The organism is Oceanisphaera profunda, from assembly GCF_002157895.1.
Lineage (GTDB): Bacteria > Pseudomonadota > Gammaproteobacteria > Enterobacterales > Aeromonadaceae > Oceanimonas > Oceanimonas profunda.
In genome coordinates this window covers 900,896-917,736 of sequence record NZ_CP021377.1, presented here as the reverse complement: position 1 = coordinate 917,736, position 16,841 = coordinate 900,896, and the positions used below count along the sequence as shown (strand labels likewise).

The following is a 16,841-nucleotide window of genomic DNA, read 5'->3' as shown; positions in this document are numbered from 1 at the left end:
GTGGGTGATGCTGGACTTAAAAGGATACGAAAGCTCCTTGCTGCAAGGCGCCGAGCTCACCATACAAGTGGCTTTACTCTCCCTGTTATTAGCCGTGACCCTAGGTTTGTTGGGGGCGCTGGCCAAACTCTCGACCTTTAAACCCGCCCGCTGGCTGGCCACTCTCTACACCACAGTGATTCGCGGCATTCCCGATTTAGTGTTAATGATGCTGCTATTTTTTGGCGGCCAAGTATTACTCAATAACTCACTCACCGCCTTAAATGAAAAGCTAAACAGCTGGCTGGGGGCCGATAATCCCGCTCATGAATGGACGGCTTATGTGCCCGATTATATTGAGCTCAGCCCTTTTATTGCCGGCGTGCTAACCATAGGTTTTATCTTTGGCGCCTATATGACGGAAACCTTTCGCGGTGCTATTTTAGCGGTGGATCAAGGGGAGCTAGAAGCGGCGCGGGCTTATGGCATGACCAAGGGCCAAGTGCTGCGACGTATTTTATTCCCGCAAATGATGCGCCATGCGCTGCCTGGGCTGGGCAACAATTGGTTGGTGTTGCTGAAAACCACGGCTTTGGTATCCATTATTGGTCTCGATGATATGGTCCGAAAAGCCTCGCTGGCCGCGGGTGCCACTCAGTTACCTTTTACTTTTTATATGGCAGTCGCCATCACGTTTCTCTTGTTCACCGCCATTTCGACCTCCTTTTTGAAATGGGCCGAGCGCCGCTATGCGCTGCACACCCGATAGCGCGATTCATACGAGGTAGATGATGGATTTAACGATTATCGCTAACGAGTGGCCCACCTATTGGCAGGGTTTTTACACCACTGTGTGGCTAGTGGCCGTGTCTTTGGTGATTGGCTTAGTGATTGCCGTGCCGCTGGCCATCTTGCGTAATAGTCACCATTGGCTGCTTAAGGCGCCAGCGTGGGCCTATATTTATTTCTTCCGTGGCACGCCGTTATTGGTGCAGCTGTTTCTTATTTATTACGGCGCTGGTCAATGGCAGTGGCTACGGGAGTCCATCGCTTGGGAGTTATTTAGTCAGGCATGGTTTTGTGCCATTTTAGCTTTTACCTTAAACACCAGCGCCTATACGGCGGAGATTATTCGCGGCGCCATTAATGGTATGCCTAGGGGCCAAGTGGAGGCGGCCTATGCCTATGGCATGAGTAAATTCACCACCTTGCGCCGCATTATATTACCTAACTCGTTTCGTCGTGCCTTACCGGCGTACAGTAATGAGGTGATTTTTATGCTGCACGGCTCAGCCGTGGCGGGGATCATCACCATTGGCGATTTAACGGGCGCGGCCCGCATTGTTAACTCCCGTTATTACTCGCCCTTTGAAGCCTTCTTGGCCGCTGGCTTGTTATACATGTGCTTAACCTTTGTTCTAGTGTGGGGCTTTCGTCGCCTAGAAAATCGCTGGTCCAAGCATTTACAGCCCAGATCGTAAGGAGTGGGGTGTAAATAGTGAGGCGTAAAAAAACCGAGCCTGCTGTAGGCTTGGTTTTTATGTTTTGCTCTTGTAGGAGCCAATTTATTCGGCTCGGTTTTGTGTTTAGGTCTTAAAAAGCCAGTAAAGCTGGCCTGCCGAAGTCCTCTTCGCTGAAGAGACGGGCAGCTACAAACGACAAACATGGCAACTACAAATTTCTGTTTCGGCGTATCCTACAACGTGTTGGTCGAGCAATCCGTTTATTCAGAGTACATCATTAAAATCAACAGAAACGTGTGACTACGAGACAGGCTTCTAGCTTTCAGATTTTTCTGCTTTCTTGCGGCGAATACTTAAGCCTAACTCGCGGCCGCGTAATTTGGCGTAATACATATTGCCAATAAACATGGTGCCGGCCAGCAGCAACTCTACTATCGCCAACCAACGTTCGCCTTCATCGGCCCACAACAGCACGCCTGAGTGTAAGAAGTAGGGCAGCAGTAAGTACACGCTCCAAGCATGAGTATAAGGATTACCTTGGAGCATGCCTTTAATGGGGATCAGCAACCAAGGCAGCCAAATGATCAGCATGAAGGTCAGGCTAAGGTGCGGCGAGGGCGAGATAACGCCATGCCACAGCACCACCCATAACATTAGGCCGAAGTAGCCAATCAGCGCCAATGCGCGTGCTAATTGAGTGGTCATTATAAAATATCCAACACTTGCTCGGGCGGGCGGCCCAAGGCGGCTTGATTGCCGTTAACCACGATTGGGCGCTCTATCAGCTTAGGGTTTGCCACCATAGCTTCGATTAATGCTGCTTCATCTTGCTCATCGGCCAAGTTTAATTCTGCGTAAATGGCTTCTTTGGTGCGCATTAACTGGCGCGCGGAGCTCATGCTAAGCTGGGCGAGCAGGGTGCGGATCTGATCTGCATCAGGTGGCGTGTCGAGATATTTGATAATCTCAGGGTTCAGCCCTTGTGCTTCGAGCAGCGCTAATGTCTCGCGGCTTTTGGAGCAGCGCGGGTTATGATAAATAGACAGACTCATTACAGACTCCTCATTAATAAGAGGCACCATGAGGGTGCAATATGGCCCTAAGTTACACACCTTAATTTGGCGAGACCTGTTTGTGACCTTAGGTGCGGTTAGGATGTAACTTGGGTGCGAATGAGGGGATTGTACTGTGATAATGCTGAGCATGGTATAAAAGTAGTCATAGAGGGCGAGATTGATGAAAAAACGTAATGCAGGATATGTAGTAATACTCACCCTGATAGCATTAATGACCGGCTGTAAGGAACAGCCAAATTTAACGCTGGCGAGCGGTGAGCAACAAAGCTTAAGTGACTATAAGGGCCAGTGGCTGGTAGTGAATTACTTTGCTGAATGGTGTGCGCCTTGCCTGCGGGAAATGCCCTTGCTCAATGAGTTGGCCGCGGCTAAGGGTTCGGCTCCGGGGCCGGCAGTATTAGCGGTGAGCTTTGATGCCTTATCAAGCCAAGCCTTACAAGACTTAAGCGCGCGTTATCAGATGACCATGCCGGTGGCGGCCAAGCTCGAAGGCGACTGGCCCTTTGAGTCACCGCGAGTATTACCAACCACCTTGATCCTCGATCCTAAAGGCAAGCTGGTGGCCACCCATCAAGGGGAATTAAAGCCTGAAGATATTGCCGACTGGCAAGATAAGTATTGGGCTAAAAAATAGCGCCGAGCACCAAGCGCCTAGCGCCAAGGAAAGCAATCAAGATAGGCTATTTTTAGCTCAGTACTGGGCGCTGTCCTTAAGCCGCCTTCCTGACGGACGTCAGGATTTGGGTTGAGATCTTAAAATATAAGAGTGAGATACCGAGGCAAGCTCGGTATGACGACAAAGAACATAAGGCCCACAAGCGGCGGTATTTCGGGTTAGTTTGGCATAGCGCTGGTTACTTGCGCAGCTCTTCCCATTCTTGCTGTTGCTGGCGCAGTTGTACTAAGCGGGCGCCGAGGCGGGCGCGCTGCATGCTGTCTTTAGACAGATTAGCGGCAATTTCCATTTGGTCGACGGCCAGGTCGTAGCGACCTTTAAGTGCGGCCACTTCTGCTTGGGCTTGGCGAAACGCCGACTCATCACTGAGGGGGCGATAGGCTTGGGCAATCAACTCCCAGGCTAAGGGATTTTCTGGATTACGGCGCAAATAGTTATCCAGCAAAGTGACGGCCTCTGCATAACGGCCGGCTTGCAGCATGCTATCGGCGAGGTTGATCATTACCACCTGATTATTAGGTAAGTGCTGCTGAGCCTGTTGTAAACGGGTAATCGCGGCTTGGTGCTTATCTTGGGCGTTATCCAAGTCGGTAAGTGCATCTAGAATAAAAATGTTATTTCGATGACGACTCGCTAATTCATTAAGCAGAGGGCGAGCCAAGTCTTCTTTATTAATTTTTAGCAAGGCCAGCGCTTGGCCATAGCGGGCGGCGTCAGTTTGCCAAGCTCCGTTGGTTTGTTTAGCCTTTTGCTCAAAAAAGAGATGCAACTCATTGCCACTGTTACGCTGAAAACGCACCATGACCCGCGCTTTTGCTAACTGAAAGTCTAAGCTGGCCGGGTGCTGGCTCTTAGGGTAATCTTGCGCTCGGCTGCGCGCCTCCGCAATACGGCTGGTGGGTAAAGGGTGGGTGAGCAGCATAGGCGGCGGTGTGCTGGCAAACTGATATTTATCGGCCAGTTTTTGAAAGAAGCTGGCCATGCTATCCGGATTAAAGCCGGCATTACTCAGTAAACGCAAGCCAATGCGGTCCGCTTCCAGCTCATTATCTCGGGTATAGTTGATGGCCGATTGCATCTTTAAGCCGAGGGTGGTTTGCAAGGCGGCCATGCCCGCTTGTGGGCTAACCAAGGCTAAAGCCACTGAGCCCACTAAGCCGGCTACGGTGAGTGGGGTACTGCGGGACTGGGCTTCTAGGTAGCGAGCAATATGGCGCTGAGTCACGTGGGTGATTTCGTGAGCGATAACAGACGCCAGCTCGCTTTCGTTTTCTGCATACAAGAATAAGCCGGTGTGCAGCTGCACCACGCCCCCGAGAAAGGCACTGGCGTTAATGGTGTCGTCGTTGATCAGTAAAAACCGAAACGGAAACCGCACCGCATCCGCTTGAGATAATAGCTGCAGGCCTAAGTCGGTCACGTATTCATTGAGTACTGGATCGTCGATCACCGGCTGGTTGGCGCGCGCAAAACGGGTAAAGGCCTGACCAAAACGGGCTTCTCGCTCAATGGACATAGCGCTGACGCCGGCGGTACCGATATCGGGCAAGCCATTCGCAGCTTGCGTTGGAGCCATGAACAGCAGAGAAAACGCCAGTGCCAACCTGGTCGCATGAAAACCCATTTTAATTACCTTGTTTTATAGTGTGCTTGTAGCAGAATACCTGCCCCCATAAGGCGTAACAAGCATTGTTTGTGGTTGCCAGCCAAGGGATAATGAGTGTCATTTTTTACCGAAGATAAGGTGGAAACACTGGATGCAAGTGCGTGGCGCTGCCCGCTGCCATTACTGCGCATGAAAGTGTGGCTTAAAACCGCCTCTGTAGGACAACAATTGCGTTTATGTATCTCAGATGCGGGATCCCGCCAAGATATTCCTTCCTATTTATTACGCATGGGGCACGGACTCACCGAAGAAAGTGACGATGGCCATCTGCTGATCTTACTCATTACCAAAGCACCATAAGGAACGAATTGCATGCTAGACGTTATTAAGCATTGGTATCGGACTCGTTTTACGGATCCCGGTGCGGTGGCGCTATTTTTAAGCCTGCTATTTGGCTTTGTGGTGGTGTATTTTCTCGGCCATATTTTGGCGCCATTTTTTGCCGCTGTGGTGATCGCATATTTATTGGATTGGCCGGTCAGTCGCCTCGAACGTTGGGGGCTTAGACGGGTATTGGCGACGGCAGTCGTACAACTACTATTCGCCATAGTGGTGGTGGTCTCGTTGATCAGTATAGTGCCGACCTTTTTATCGCAAATGGCCAACTTGGCTCGTGAAATACCCACCATGATCACCAGCACCCAAGACGCATTGCTCACACTGCCCGAGCGCTACCCAGAGATTGTGGATGTGACCTTGATGCAAAGCATACTTGACGATGGGCGCAGCCGCTTGCTGGGCTCGGCTAATGCCATTGTCAGTGTGTCATTCAGCTCTCTGACCAATGCGGCTGTGCTGATGGTGTATCTGATTTTGGTGTCGGTGCTGGTGTTCTTTATGCTCAAAGATAAGCGTCAATTAATGAACAGCAGCCGGCGTTTTCTACCAAGAAATCGCGAGTTGGTATCGCGAGTATGGCGAGAAATGAACGTACAAATTGCCAACTATGTGCGCGGTAAGGTGATAGAAATCTGTATTGTTGGTGGCGTTAGTTATATCACCTTTATGCTGCTCGACTTGCGCTATCCCTTGTTGCTGTCGGTGTTGGTGGGCTTCTCGGTACTGATCCCTTATATAGGTGCGGCGGCGGCTACCGTACCCGTAGCCATGGTGGGTTTGTTTCAGTGGGGCTTTACCCCACCGTTCTTTTACTTAATCGTCGCTTACGGCATTATTCAAGCGCTGGATGGCAACGTATTAGTGCCGATTTTGTTTTCAGAAGCGGTAAACCTGCATCCGATAGCCATTATTATGGCGGTTCTGATCTTTGGCGGACTATGGGGCTTTTGGGGGGTGTTTTTTGCCATTCCGCTAGCAACACTAGTGAAAGCCGTGTTTAACGCTTGGCCGGGCGATGACCCAGTGCCAGCCATAGAACACAAAGAGGCTTAAGGCTACAGAACTAAAACAGGGTGCCCAGCGCCCAGCTAAAAGACGGTGTGTTGTACTTATGCCGTCTTCCTGATGAACATCAGGGTCGCGGTATGACGACGAAGGTTTTTCCTTGGTCGGGCTCTATGTTTGCATATTGGTTTTAAATTCACGGTTTAACGCAATAAAGGATAGAAAAGTGAGAGAACATTTTGGCTCACGCTTTGGCTTTATCATGGCGGCGGCAGGTGCCGCGGTAGGGCTAGGTAACATTTGGGGTTTTCCCACACAAGCGGCCAGCAATGGTGGCGGCGCCTTCTTAATGGCGTACCTATTCTTGGTGATGCTGCTGGGCTTTCCCATGTTGGTGATGGAAGTGGCCATCGGGCGCTACGGCCAAGCTAACCCCGTGGACTCAGTGCGAAAGCTGGGCCGCAGTGGCATACAAAAGCGGCTCGCCGCGGCCGTGGGGTATTTGGGCATGTTGGTGCCAAGCCTAGTGTTAACCTTTTATGCCATCGTTGCCGGTTGGCTGCTGGCCTTCTTGGCTGCGGCCATGACGCGGCTAATGGGCTGGGACAGTGCCACCGAGTGGCTGCAAGCCTTTGGCTTGGGCCGCAATATTGTGGGCACCCTGATCTTTTATTTGCTAACAATTCTGGTGGTGCAAGCGGGTGTGCGCAACGGCATCGAGCGTTGGTCTGCTCGGCTAATGCCGGCCTTATTTGTGCTATTTTTGGTGCTGTTTTTTTATATCCTCACCCAAGAAGGCGCCATGGCTGGCCTCAAGCATTATTTAGTACCGGATTTTAGCAAAGTCTTAGAGCCTAAATTATTGGTGAGTGCCATGGGGCAGGCGTTTTTCTCGCTGACCATAGGTGGCTGCTCCATGTTGATGTATGGCTCTTACCTGAGTAAGCAAGAAAACATTCCGCGCACTGCGCTGCAAATTACCTTACTCGATACCGGTGTGGCTTTTTTAGCGGGCTTAGTAATTTTACCGGCCATGTTTGTGGCCATGAATAACGGCGTGACTATTTTTGCCGATGACGGCAGTCTGCTGGACTCTGACACCTTAGTCTTTACCGTGCTGCCTGCCTTATTCGAGACCATGGGGCCGTCTGGGCTGGTGATGTCGCTGGTGTTTTTTGTGTTAATGGCCATAGCGGCCCTGACGTCGTCGATTTCTATGTTAGAAGTGCCGGTGTCTTATACCACCGAGCGCTTTAAAGCCTCGCGGCCGTTCATGACTTGGGTATTGGGCACAGGATTGGCGGTGCTGAGCGTGATTATCTGCTTTAATTTTGGCAGCTTGTTTGGCTTCGTTATTCGCTTGTCTACCCAGCAAATTCAACCTTTAGTCGGCTTGGGCTTCGTGCTGTTAGGCGGTTGGATGTGGGGGCGGGCTAAGTTATTTGAAGAGTTGGTACAAGGCACACCTGAGCTGGCCAACAGCTTATTCTGGCGGATCTGGCCCACTTACGTGCGTGTGGTTTGCCCGTTATTGGTTATCTTGGTCATCGCCAGTAATTGGTAAACTAGCGCCGAGGGCCGAGCGCCCGGCGCCCAGCTAAACAAAAGCCCCACACCTAGAAGGTGCGGGGCTTTTTTCTGCCGTCTTCCTGACGAAAGTCAGGATCCGGTTTTGCTCTATTTTAGCTCGGCGCTTGGTGCTGGGCGTCGGGCGCTATTACTCAATAAAGCATACTGTATAGCTTGCGGCGATAAGTTGAGGCAATAGGGTCTGCGCCTAAGGTGATCAACATATCTAAGAAGTGTTTTCTGGCATCACCAAAGGCCAGATCTTTTTGCAATACGCTGACCAGTAATTGCAACGCTTCTTCTTGGCGACCCGCTTGAAATAACTGCACTGCCAATTCTTCTTTTAAGCTCAAGGACTCAGGCTCTGCGGCCAGCTTTTCTTCTAATTCACGGATCTCTGGGCTATCGGCAGCTTCTTCTGCCAGCTCTAAACGCGCCAAAATATGCTGATATTGGCTATCTTGATCCGCCATGCCGATGCTGGCGAGTAATTGCTTGGTTTCTTCCAGCTTATTTAAGGCCAGCGCCGCTTCCGCCAAGTAAAGGCGAATAGCTGGGCTGTCTTCTAGGGCGCGAGCTTGCTGTAACAGGCCATAGGCCGCTTGTGGGTCAGTGCCTAGGGTCTGCTTGGCTTCATCCAGCAATAACTCCGCCTCGTTGGGCTGGTAGGGCGCTAAGAAGTTGGTAATGGCCGCTTCGTCTTGGGGGCCTTCTAACACATCTACCGGTTGACCGTCTTTAAAGGCCACCATAGCCGGCAACGCGCGCAGGCCTAATTGCGAGGCCAAGCTTTGCAGTTGGGGGTCTGCTACGTCGACACGGGCTAAATCCAGTTGGGCGTGATGGTCGCCAATCAGTCTTTCCAGCACTGGGCTCATGGCTAGGCATTCGGGCACTGCCTCTGCATGAAAGAAAATCACCACGGTTTTAGCCATGGAGGCGTCAATTAACGCTTGCTGAAAATTCTGTACATTGATGTCAACTATCATAGATACGCATCTCGCTGGATAAGAAAAAATTTAAGGGCTTATATGCCTTGGCTTACACATATGTTGGGCTGATCACCGCTAATTTCAAGCGTTAGCCCTAAATCAGCCACGCTCAATAGCTCCAATGGCGCAGCCTGAGCGCCTTGTATGGCAAGAGTCAGACGGCTACTGGTATCTTTATCCTCCTGCAATAAAAAATGCTGCAACTGATAGTGCTGCTCGTCAAACTGGGCATAATCTTGGTAGGGCTGCCAGTGCACGGCGCTTAAGTTATTGGCAATGCCCCCACCGTGTGCTTTAAGTACGGCTTCTTTGATGGTCCATAACCGCAAAAAATGTTCAGACTCCGGATACTGAGCCAGCCAAGCTTGCTCGTCTTCACTAAAGTAACGGCGTGCTAAGCGCTGTATTTGAGTGCTTGATAGCTGGCGCGATTCCAGATCCACGCCCAAGGGCGCCTGATTGCTGATAGCTAGCGCCAATAGGCTGCCGGTGTGGCTGATATTAAAGTGCCAGTTAGGGTTTGATTCGTCGGGCAGTAAGCTGGCGGGCTGCAGGCTGCTAGGCGGGCATTTATCAGGTATAACTAAGGCTGGCTTGCCTTTATTATTTATCGAAATTGGGATCTGGGACGGACTAAGTAGGAGTCTGGGCGCCAACAGTTGGCGCAGCAGATAACGACCCAGCAGAAACAGCTTAGCCGGCACTGGATTCGCTATCTGTGCCAGACGAAGCCGCTCCGGCGCTGACAGTGAACATTGGGCATTGGCGGGTAAAATGAGGTGATCTGCGTCACAGATCAGCAGCTGGGTAAAAATAACCTTGTTTCTACTCATAATATTTTTGCAAAGCCCCTACCTTCTGCACTACTATCAGTGCGATTAATATTTATTATCATCAATATCCATTATTGTTAACACTACTCCCTATTAACAACTGGTTGCCATATTCTTATGAAAAAGGTAATTATTCTTTGCGGCTTATTGCTGATTGCCGGTTGCAGTAGCAGCCCCAAGCAAGAGTCAGGAAAAAAGTTGGTTGCAAAAAAGCCTACTTCTTCCCTAACTTACAGTATCAGTACGGTGCCGATGAAGCGAAAGCAGACTCTGAGCTCCATGCGTAACTTAACTCAAGCGTATCAAAGATGGCGAGGCACGCCTTACCGTTTTGGTGGTGTAGATGATCAAGGTATCGATTGTTCGGCCTTTACGCGCAATATGTATCAAGAAGCCTATGGCATGGAGCTGCCCAGAAGCACCTATGAACAAGTGGAGCTGGGTTACGAAATTAGCAAGCAAGAGTTAGAGCCCGGCGACATAGTGTTCTTTCGTACCGGCCGCACTCAACATAATGGCGTTTATGTTGGTGATGGTAAATTTGCTCATGCCTCTTCCAGTGTCGGTGTGACCATTTCGCGGTTAGACAACGTGTATTGGCGCAGCCGCTACTGGCAAGCGCGCCGCTTATTAGGCAGTGAATAATTTAACGCGCCGCTTTCAGCCGTAAGTTATCAGTAGTTAGTAAAAAAACACCGAACCTCATCAGTTCGGTGTTTTTTTATGGGCGCAGGCTAAGGACCACCTACTTGTTTTAAACCCTAATATCTTCTGCTAAGCAGCCCGTTAAAGATTAAGGTTAAAGATCTTCTCTGCCACGGAAGCCACGGAAAATAGATATAAGCGCGAAAAATGCCAAGTTATTAAGGGGTAAGATCTTAACCCTCAAAGCTCTACCTGATTACGTATGAGCCTCAGCCTAATGCACCCTGTTTCGGTTTGTTCTTTGTAGCTGCCAAATTTATTCGGCAGGCCAGCTCTGCTGGCTGTTACTGAGGTTTAGATGTAAACCAAAACACCAAACCGGGCCGAATAAATTGGCCCCTACAAGGTCAAAATACCAAACTGAGCCTCATATTCTTTACCGAATAGGCGGGCACTTCACTGTAACCTATTGAATTAATTGATGCTGAATTCACTGAAACATGGCTGATCTTTGTGGGTAATCAGGAAGCTCTATTACTGGTCGCTTGTGAACTCTTCCGTGGCAAAAAATCTTGAGTCTCTAAGGGCAAGTTTGCTACTCAATCCACACGAGTTATGAACTGTTACTTGGCTTCTAGCTCTGGGCTTACTTACCCTGAAAGCGATTTAAATCGCTCATCACTTGCAGTAATAACGATAATTCTGGGCTGTCATTAGACTCAAGTTGGTAGTCTTTGGCACGCAACAATTGCATGTCGCCGCGGCGATTAAACAGCGTGATGTCGTTATGCTGATAAATGGCATATTCATCTTCGTCAGAGGCTAAGCGCCACCTGTCTGCGCTGGCTTTAAACAGCGACTGGCCAGTACTGTAACTGCGCGTGGGGCTTTGCACACCTAACGCTTGGCGCATCAGGCTCGGGGCTAAATCCAGTTGGCTGGTTGGGTAATCAAAACTCATGGGTTGATCACGGCCCGGCCAAGCGATGACTAATGGCACCTGCAGTTGAGCCAAAGAGTAGGCATTGCCTGAGCCCCAGGTATTATTATCGTAATCGTTAAACTCCATACCATGACTGGAGGTCACGATAATAATAGTGTCGCGCTCAGGGTCTTGTTCATTACGGTACTGAGGTAAGGATAATAACTGTCCTAACAGGCGGTCCGTATAAAACACCGAGTTACGATAGCGATTAAACAGTGCTTCCCGCTCGGAGTTTTGATAGGGCTGGGCCGGATTAATCTTAGACAATGACGGTTGGAAGGGACCTGTGGCCCCCTCCGGCAAGTCGAAATCGTTAATGGCATCTAAATAGATAAATGAAAACCAGGGGCGTTGTTCATCTTGCTGTGCCAACCAACTATTAAACTCAGACACCATGTGACTGTCGCCTTTAGCGCCACCGGTGGCGTGGCTAAAAGCGCTGTGGCGTAAAGAGGAGAAAATAGCTTTCTGATACACAGTTTCTTCTAATCCGCCGCTGGCAAATAAACCAAAGCGATAATCTTGGCGCTGCAATTCACTGATCAATAATGGCGCCACACCTTCTTGCTCCGCATCACGCAGGTAGCGACTGGGCAAGCTATAAAACAAGCTAAACAAGGACGCTTGGGTGTTGTTACCGGCACTTAAGTGATTGTTAAAGCGCAAGTGCCGCTCGGAAAAACGATGCAGGTTAGGCATGGTAATGGCATCAAGTTGATCGCCACGTAGGCCATCGGCTACGACCAATAAAATATTGGGTGCCAACTCAGGGGCGGTGACCGACAGTGGCCGCAGCGGATAGTTGAGCTTGCGCTTAGCGTGCTCGGGCACTTGTTGAGACAGTTGCTTGTATTGGTCTTCGTCTAGCCAGCCTTGCTTGATCAAAAAGCTCTTAGCGGTCATGGGATATGACAGCGGAAAGTTCGCTTTTTGCTCGGTGATCGGCGTATACACATAGGCATCCGCCCAAATATGCAGGCTGTGGGTCAGAAAAAAGCAGGCCAACAGTGGCACGGCTAATGGCCACGTAAGGGAGCGACGGCGGCGTTGACTCCAACGCCATAACCAGCCAGCCAGCCACAGCTCAAATAAGAAGACCACAGGCACCCAGACAAACAGCCAGCCCCAACCCGAGGCTTGCTCAGTTTGCGCTTGTTCTAATAATAGCCGCCACACAGTGGGGTTAAGGTGAAACTTAAATAGGCTAAATACTTGCGAGTCGACCAGTAACAACGTGAGGGCAGCGGTGCCAATAGCGGCTGCCAGCCATTGTAAGGTGCGCAGATTAGGAAACAGAAAGGTCAGTGGAAACAGCGTCAGCAGATAGGTAAAAAAAGTCAGAAAAGCGAAATGCCCCGCCCAGCTGATCAGCAAATAAAAGCTGCCGAGCAAGGTGTCTGGCCAGCCGGCGATCAATAAAAACCGGCTAGACACCAACATGGCGAGCAGCACGTTAAAAAAGACTAACCAGTGTCCCCAGCCAATCAGGTGAGAAACATTGTCGCGATAGAGATTACCGGTTTTGAGCATAATTAAGCAGTTTCGTTAACACCTATCAGCCAGCAGTGCGCTGCCAGCCGTGAGTAAAAGTCAAACATCAGTAATAAAAAAGGCTCTTAGTGAGCCCCTTTCTGCGTGTCTACCGAGGCAGTGAGTACCTTAGCAAACTTATCCGCTATGGCTTTGCGTTGTCCGGGGGCAATTTGGTGATTAATAATATGGGTCGCCAAATTACCTAACACCATCAAGCGTAAATCGGCAGGTGCCAAATGCTGGTCCATCACGGCTTCAAGCTCGCTTAATAATTGGTCAAATTCTTTTTCGTACTTGGAAATAATAGGCATGGGCGTTCAATCATGTATCTTGATAACAGGACGGCTATAATACCCCACCCCATCAGGCAACTCTACGGCAATCTGTTATGAGCTTGGACATAGAACACATCATAGTACATTCCCTATTTTTGGATGAGCAGGGCCAAACCCAACTTGCTACGCGTGAAGAAGAGCTCACTACAGGGCCCGCGGTGAATCAGTTAATGGCCGAGCTGCATCATATCTACAACACCAAGGCCGGTAAGATTTTTGGTTACTTTAACGACGAAGACGACAGCTTTCGCGATCTTGTACGCCGGGTCGAAGATCAAAGCTTAACCTTTGCCGCCTTTAGCCATCAGGCCGGTGAGCGCTTGCTCGCCGAGCTCAAGCGCTTGGACATGAGCGAGCAGGGCGTATTGTTATTTGTACGCTACCAATGGTTGGGCGCCCATTACTTATTAATTGCCCTATTAGATAATAAAGACAGCGTCACCGTCACCGAAAAATTAGAAGTGAGTCATGCCAGCTACTTGGATTTGGGCAAGATGCAGTTGGCCGCGCGCTTAGACTTAACTGAGCTGCGTATTCGTCCTGACTCGCGCCGCTATTTCTCCTTTATTAAGGGCCGTGCTGGGCGCAAGGTGTCTGACTTTTTCTTAAACTTCTTATCTTGCGTGGAAGGCATGGATCCTAAGGCGCAAAGCCAAGGCCTGCTAAAAGCCGTGGATGAATTTTGTGAAGCGCGCCAATTAAGCCCCGAAGAAAAGCTCGAAAGTAAGGCACTGGTTAATAAGTACTGCCGCGAGCAGTTAAAAGAAGGCGAAGAGCTGGAGCTACGCGAATTATCGGCCGAAATGGGCACCGATAATGACTTGGACTTTTATCAGTTTGTCAGCGAAGAATATCAGCTGGAAGATAAGTTTCCGGTGGACCGCTCGGCCCTCAAAGGTCTCACCAAATACGTAGGATCCGGCGGCGGCTTAACCATTAGCTTCGATCAAAAGCTGCTAGGGGATCGCATTCAATACGACGCCAATACCGATACTTTGGTTATTCAAGGCCTGCCACCCAATTTGAAGTCGCAGTTGGTTAAAGGATAGCTTAACCGCAACGCCCAGCGCCTAGCACCAAGCTGAAGCATCGAACCTGCGGGATTGGTGCTTTTTTATGAGTGAAGTTTGGGACTTGCCTGTGGGCTTTAAAGCCTGTGAGAAGATAATTGTTAGATTTCAGCTACTAGTAAGACACCGAACGGTGAGATTCGGTGTCTGTTTCTTTAAGCTAGGCGCTTGGTGCCGGGCGCTCGGCGCTGCTAGTTTCTAATCAAATGATCAAAGGCACTCAAGGCGGCGGTGGCGCCGGCACCCATGGCAATCACGATTTGCTTATAAGGCACGGTAGTTGCATCACCGGCGGCAAACACACCGGGGGTGGAGGTGGCACCTTTGGCGTCTATGATCACTTCACCAAAGCGGGTCAGCTCTACCGCTGAGCCCTGCAAGAACTCGGTATTGGGCACTAAGCCGATTTGTACAAAGATTCCCGCCAAACTTAAATGTTGCAGCTCGCCACTGACTCTGTCGATATAATGTATGCCACTGACTTTCTGGCCATCACCCAGCACTTCTGTAGTCTGGGCATTGGTAATAATGTCGATATTGGCCAAAGACCTAGCTTTGCGCTGCAGCACCTCATCTGCACGTAACGAGTCGCCAAACTCCAATACGGTGACATGTTCCACTATACCCGCCAAGTCGATGGCCGCTTCTATACCAGAGTTACCGCCACCGACCACCGCCACGCGTTTGCCTTTATAGAAAGGGCCGTCACAGTGTGGGCAATAGGCCACGCCTTTATTGCGATATTCCTGTTCACCCGGCACGTTCAGTTCTCGCCAGCGGGCACCGGTCGCCAAAATTACCGAACGGCTCTTAAGCGTGGCGCCACTGACCAATGAAACTTGTAAGCCTGCTTGGTCCGAGTTAGTGGAAGAAAATGCTGTAATGTCTGCCACGCGCTGATTGGTAATCATCTCTACACCGTATTCTTTTACGTGTTGCTCAAGGCTTGCCACCAGTTTTGGGCCTTCGGTGTAGGGCACGGAAATAAAGTTCTCTATGCCCATGGTCTCCTGAACCTGACCGCCGAAGCGTTCGGCTACCAATCCTGTACGAATACCTTTACGCGCCGCATAAATAGCGGCTGCGGCACCTGCTGGTCCACCACCCACCACTAATACATCGAAGGGCGCTTGCTCATTTAAGCTGGCAGCTTGGCGATCCGTCGCACCCGTATCCAACTTATTGATGATTTCTTCTAGGCTGATACGGCCTTGACCAAAATGCTCACCATTTAGATAGACGGCGGGCACCGCCATCACTTGGCGTTGCTCGACTTCCTCTTGAAACAGGGCGCCGTCAATCATGACATGGGTGATATTGGGATTCAGGGTGGCCATCAGATTCAGCGCCTGCACCACGTCGGGGCAGTTCTGGCAAGATAACGAAATATAAGTCTCAAAGTGATATTCGCCTGATAGCTCGCGTACTTGCTGTTTTAGCTCTGGCGATACTTTTGACGGGTGGCCGCCGGTTTGCAGCAGGGCTAATACCAGTGAGGTAAATTCATGGCCCATAGGAATGCCGGCAAAATGAATGCGTGGTACTTGATTAGCGGCGGCGATGCCCATGCTGGGTGAGCGCTTAGCCTGCACTTCTTGCAAACTAATCTGTGCTGAGAGCTGGCTGATTTCGTGGGCCAGCGTCATTAATTCTTGGCCCTTAGGGCCGTTGTCACTGGACACGCTGATTTCGATAGGCGAGACGATATTTTTTAAATACGCGTCCAGTTGAGTTTTTAAATTGGCATCTAACATAGTCGTGTCCTGTGCGTAATGAAGAAAAGGCTCGGCGGGCTGTGCCGCCGAGCAGGCGTTAGCATCTTGAGTTCGGCTTAAGTACGGCCTAAGTGCGGCTGAGGTGAGACTTCAGTACGGCTTAGATTTTGCCGACTAAGTCCAATGACGGTGCCAAGGTTGCTTCACCTTCTTGCCATTTAGCGGGGCACACTTCACCAGGATGCGCGGCCACATACTGAGCGGCTTTAAGCTTGCGCAATAGATCTTCTGCGTTACGACCAATGCCTTCGGCGGTCACTTCAATGGCTTGAATAATGCCCTGCGGGTCGATAATAAAGGTGGCGCGATCTGCCAAGCCTTGGCCTTCACGCATCACACCAAAGTTGTTGGTGATGGTGCCGCTTTGGTCGCCCACCATGTAGTACTGGATCTTACCGATAGTGTCGGAGCTGTCGTGCCATGCCTTGTGGGTGAAATGGGTGTCGGTCGATACCGAGAACACTTCTACGCCCATCTTTTGCAGCTCGGCGTAATGGTCGGCAATGTCACCCAGCTCGGTAGGGCACACGAAGGTGAAATCTGCTGGGTAGAAGAACACCACAGACCATTTACCTTTGAGATCTGTATCACTTACTTCTACAAATTTACCTTGGTGAAAGGCTTGAGCGACGAAAGGCTTGATTTCAGTATTGATAGCTACAGACATAAGTTAATTCCTTAATATTGATATAAAAGTAGGCGATTGCCTTGGTAACGCTGTCAATATTAGGGTTTAGTATCGTTAAAGTTAAACTGCTAGTTTCTATTGTATTGATAGCTTTTAGCTATCAATGGTTTCGATAGTTATTAGGTGTGCTAAATGACAGGTGAGAGAGGATAGGTAGTAGGTAGTAGGTAGTAGGTAGTAGGTTGGAGAGTGGAATGGCCCGACTAAAGTAG

The 16,841-nt window shown here is 50.1% G+C and carries 17 protein-coding genes; 8 read left to right on the top strand and 9 right to left on the bottom strand.

Annotated features, from left to right (window positions below):
* Positions 1-7 precede the first annotated feature (7 nt).
* Both CBP31_RS04005 and CBP31_RS04000 read left to right on the top strand, forming a co-directional pair.
* Positions 8-748 carry an ABC transporter permease gene (locus CBP31_RS04005; protein WP_087034980.1) on the top strand — a complete coding sequence of 247 codons (741 nt, stop codon included), beginning with the start codon at positions 8-10 and terminating at the stop codon, positions 746-748.
* 22 nt (positions 749-770) lie between these two features.
* Positions 771-1,460 carry an ABC transporter permease gene (locus CBP31_RS04000; protein ID WP_087034979.1) on the top strand — a complete coding sequence of 230 codons (690 nt, stop codon included), beginning with the start codon at positions 771-773 and terminating at the stop codon, positions 1,458-1,460.
* 297 nt (positions 1,461-1,757) lie between these two features.
* Here the strand turns inward: CBP31_RS04000 and CBP31_RS03995 are convergent, their stop codons facing one another.
* Both CBP31_RS03995 and arsC read right to left on the bottom strand, forming a co-directional pair.
* On the bottom strand, positions 1,758-2,147 hold the full coding sequence (locus CBP31_RS03995) for a DUF2069 domain-containing protein (RefSeq protein ID WP_087034978.1): 390 nt from the start codon (positions 2,145-2,147) through the stop codon (positions 1,758-1,760).
* The gene (gene arsC / locus CBP31_RS03990) at positions 2,147-2,494 is read right to left on the bottom strand and encodes an arsenate reductase (glutaredoxin) (protein WP_087034977.1); all 348 of its coding nucleotides are present in this window, start codon (positions 2,492-2,494) and stop codon (positions 2,147-2,149) included. The genes CBP31_RS03995 and arsC overlap by 1 nt, the downstream gene beginning before the upstream one ends.
* 184 nt (positions 2,495-2,678) lie before the next feature.
* On the opposite strand from arsC, the gene CBP31_RS03985 reads away from it, so the two are divergent.
* The gene (locus CBP31_RS03985) at positions 2,679-3,152 is read left to right on the top strand and encodes a TlpA disulfide reductase family protein (RefSeq protein ID WP_087034976.1); all 474 of its coding nucleotides are present in this window, start codon (positions 2,679-2,681) and stop codon (positions 3,150-3,152) included.
* A 220-nt stretch (positions 3,153-3,372) separates the two neighbouring features.
* On the opposite strand, the gene bepA is transcribed toward CBP31_RS03985, so the two are convergent.
* Entirely contained in the window at positions 3,373-4,818 is a 1,446-nt protein-coding gene (bepA, locus tag CBP31_RS03980; protein WP_087034975.1) for a beta-barrel assembly-enhancing protease, read from the bottom strand.
* Between the two features lie 96 nt (positions 4,819-4,914).
* On the opposite strand from bepA, the gene CBP31_RS03975 reads away from it, so the two are divergent.
* From CBP31_RS03975 to CBP31_RS03965, 3 genes are all read left to right on the top strand, one after another.
* Positions 4,915-5,160, top strand: a complete 246-nt coding sequence (locus tag CBP31_RS03975; RefSeq protein ID WP_407668783.1) for a sulfurtransferase TusA family protein — start codon at positions 4,915-4,917, stop codon at positions 5,158-5,160.
* Between the two features lie 12 nt (positions 5,161-5,172).
* The gene (locus CBP31_RS03970; protein ID WP_087034974.1) at positions 5,173-6,252 is read left to right on the top strand and encodes an AI-2E family transporter; all 1,080 of its coding nucleotides are present in this window, start codon (positions 5,173-5,175) and stop codon (positions 6,250-6,252) included.
* A 178-nt stretch (positions 6,253-6,430) separates the two neighbouring features.
* On the top strand, positions 6,431-7,768 hold the full coding sequence (locus tag CBP31_RS03965; protein ID WP_087034973.1) for a sodium-dependent transporter: 1,338 nt from the start codon (positions 6,431-6,433) through the stop codon (positions 7,766-7,768).
* Positions 7,769-7,925: 157 nt separating this feature from the next.
* Here the strand turns inward: CBP31_RS03965 and CBP31_RS03960 are convergent, their stop codons facing one another.
* Together CBP31_RS03960 and CBP31_RS03955 are read right to left on the bottom strand one after the other, a co-directional pair.
* Positions 7,926-8,762 (bottom strand): tetratricopeptide repeat protein, encoded by an 837-nt coding sequence (locus CBP31_RS03960; protein ID WP_087034972.1) that lies wholly within the window; start codon positions 8,760-8,762, stop codon positions 7,926-7,928.
* Positions 8,763-8,800: 38 nt separating this feature from the next.
* Positions 8,801-9,598 (bottom strand): 4'-phosphopantetheinyl transferase family protein, encoded by a 798-nt coding sequence (locus CBP31_RS03955; RefSeq protein WP_087034971.1) that lies wholly within the window; start codon positions 9,596-9,598, stop codon positions 8,801-8,803.
* Positions 9,599-9,715: 117 nt separating this feature from the next.
* Here CBP31_RS03955 and CBP31_RS03950 point away from each other — a divergent pair, with 117 nt between their 5' ends.
* Complete coding sequence (locus tag CBP31_RS03950) at positions 9,716-10,243, top strand: NlpC/P60 family protein (protein ID WP_169712987.1); 528 nt, start codon at positions 9,716-9,718, stop codon at positions 10,241-10,243.
* Between the two features lie 646 nt (positions 10,244-10,889).
* Here CBP31_RS03950 and CBP31_RS03945 read toward each other — a convergent pair.
* Together CBP31_RS03945 and CBP31_RS03940 are read right to left on the bottom strand one after the other, a co-directional pair.
* Positions 10,890-12,758 carry a DUF3413 domain-containing protein gene (locus CBP31_RS03945; protein ID WP_087034970.1) on the bottom strand — a complete coding sequence of 623 codons (1,869 nt, stop codon included), beginning with the start codon at positions 12,756-12,758 and terminating at the stop codon, positions 10,890-10,892.
* Positions 12,759-12,844: 86 nt separating this feature from the next.
* A complete protein-coding gene (locus CBP31_RS03940; RefSeq protein WP_087034969.1) occupies positions 12,845-13,072 on the bottom strand; it encodes a YejL family protein in 228 nt (75 codons plus the stop codon).
* Between the two features lie 77 nt (positions 13,073-13,149).
* Between CBP31_RS03940 and yejK the strand changes: the two genes are divergently transcribed.
* On the top strand, positions 13,150-14,145 hold the full coding sequence (gene yejK, locus CBP31_RS03935) for a nucleoid-associated protein YejK (RefSeq protein ID WP_087034968.1): 996 nt from the start codon (positions 13,150-13,152) through the stop codon (positions 14,143-14,145).
* A gap of 212 nt (positions 14,146-14,357) precedes the next feature.
* Here yejK and ahpF read toward each other — a convergent pair whose 3' ends face one another.
* Both ahpF and ahpC read right to left on the bottom strand, forming a co-directional pair.
* Entirely contained in the window at positions 14,358-15,920 is a 1,563-nt protein-coding gene (gene ahpF, locus CBP31_RS03930; protein WP_087034967.1) for an alkyl hydroperoxide reductase subunit F, read from the bottom strand.
* A 121-nt stretch (positions 15,921-16,041) separates the two neighbouring features.
* The gene (ahpC, locus tag CBP31_RS03925) at positions 16,042-16,608 is read right to left on the bottom strand and encodes an alkyl hydroperoxide reductase subunit C (RefSeq protein ID WP_087034966.1); all 567 of its coding nucleotides are present in this window, start codon (positions 16,606-16,608) and stop codon (positions 16,042-16,044) included.
* Positions 16,609-16,841: the final 233 nt, after the last annotated feature.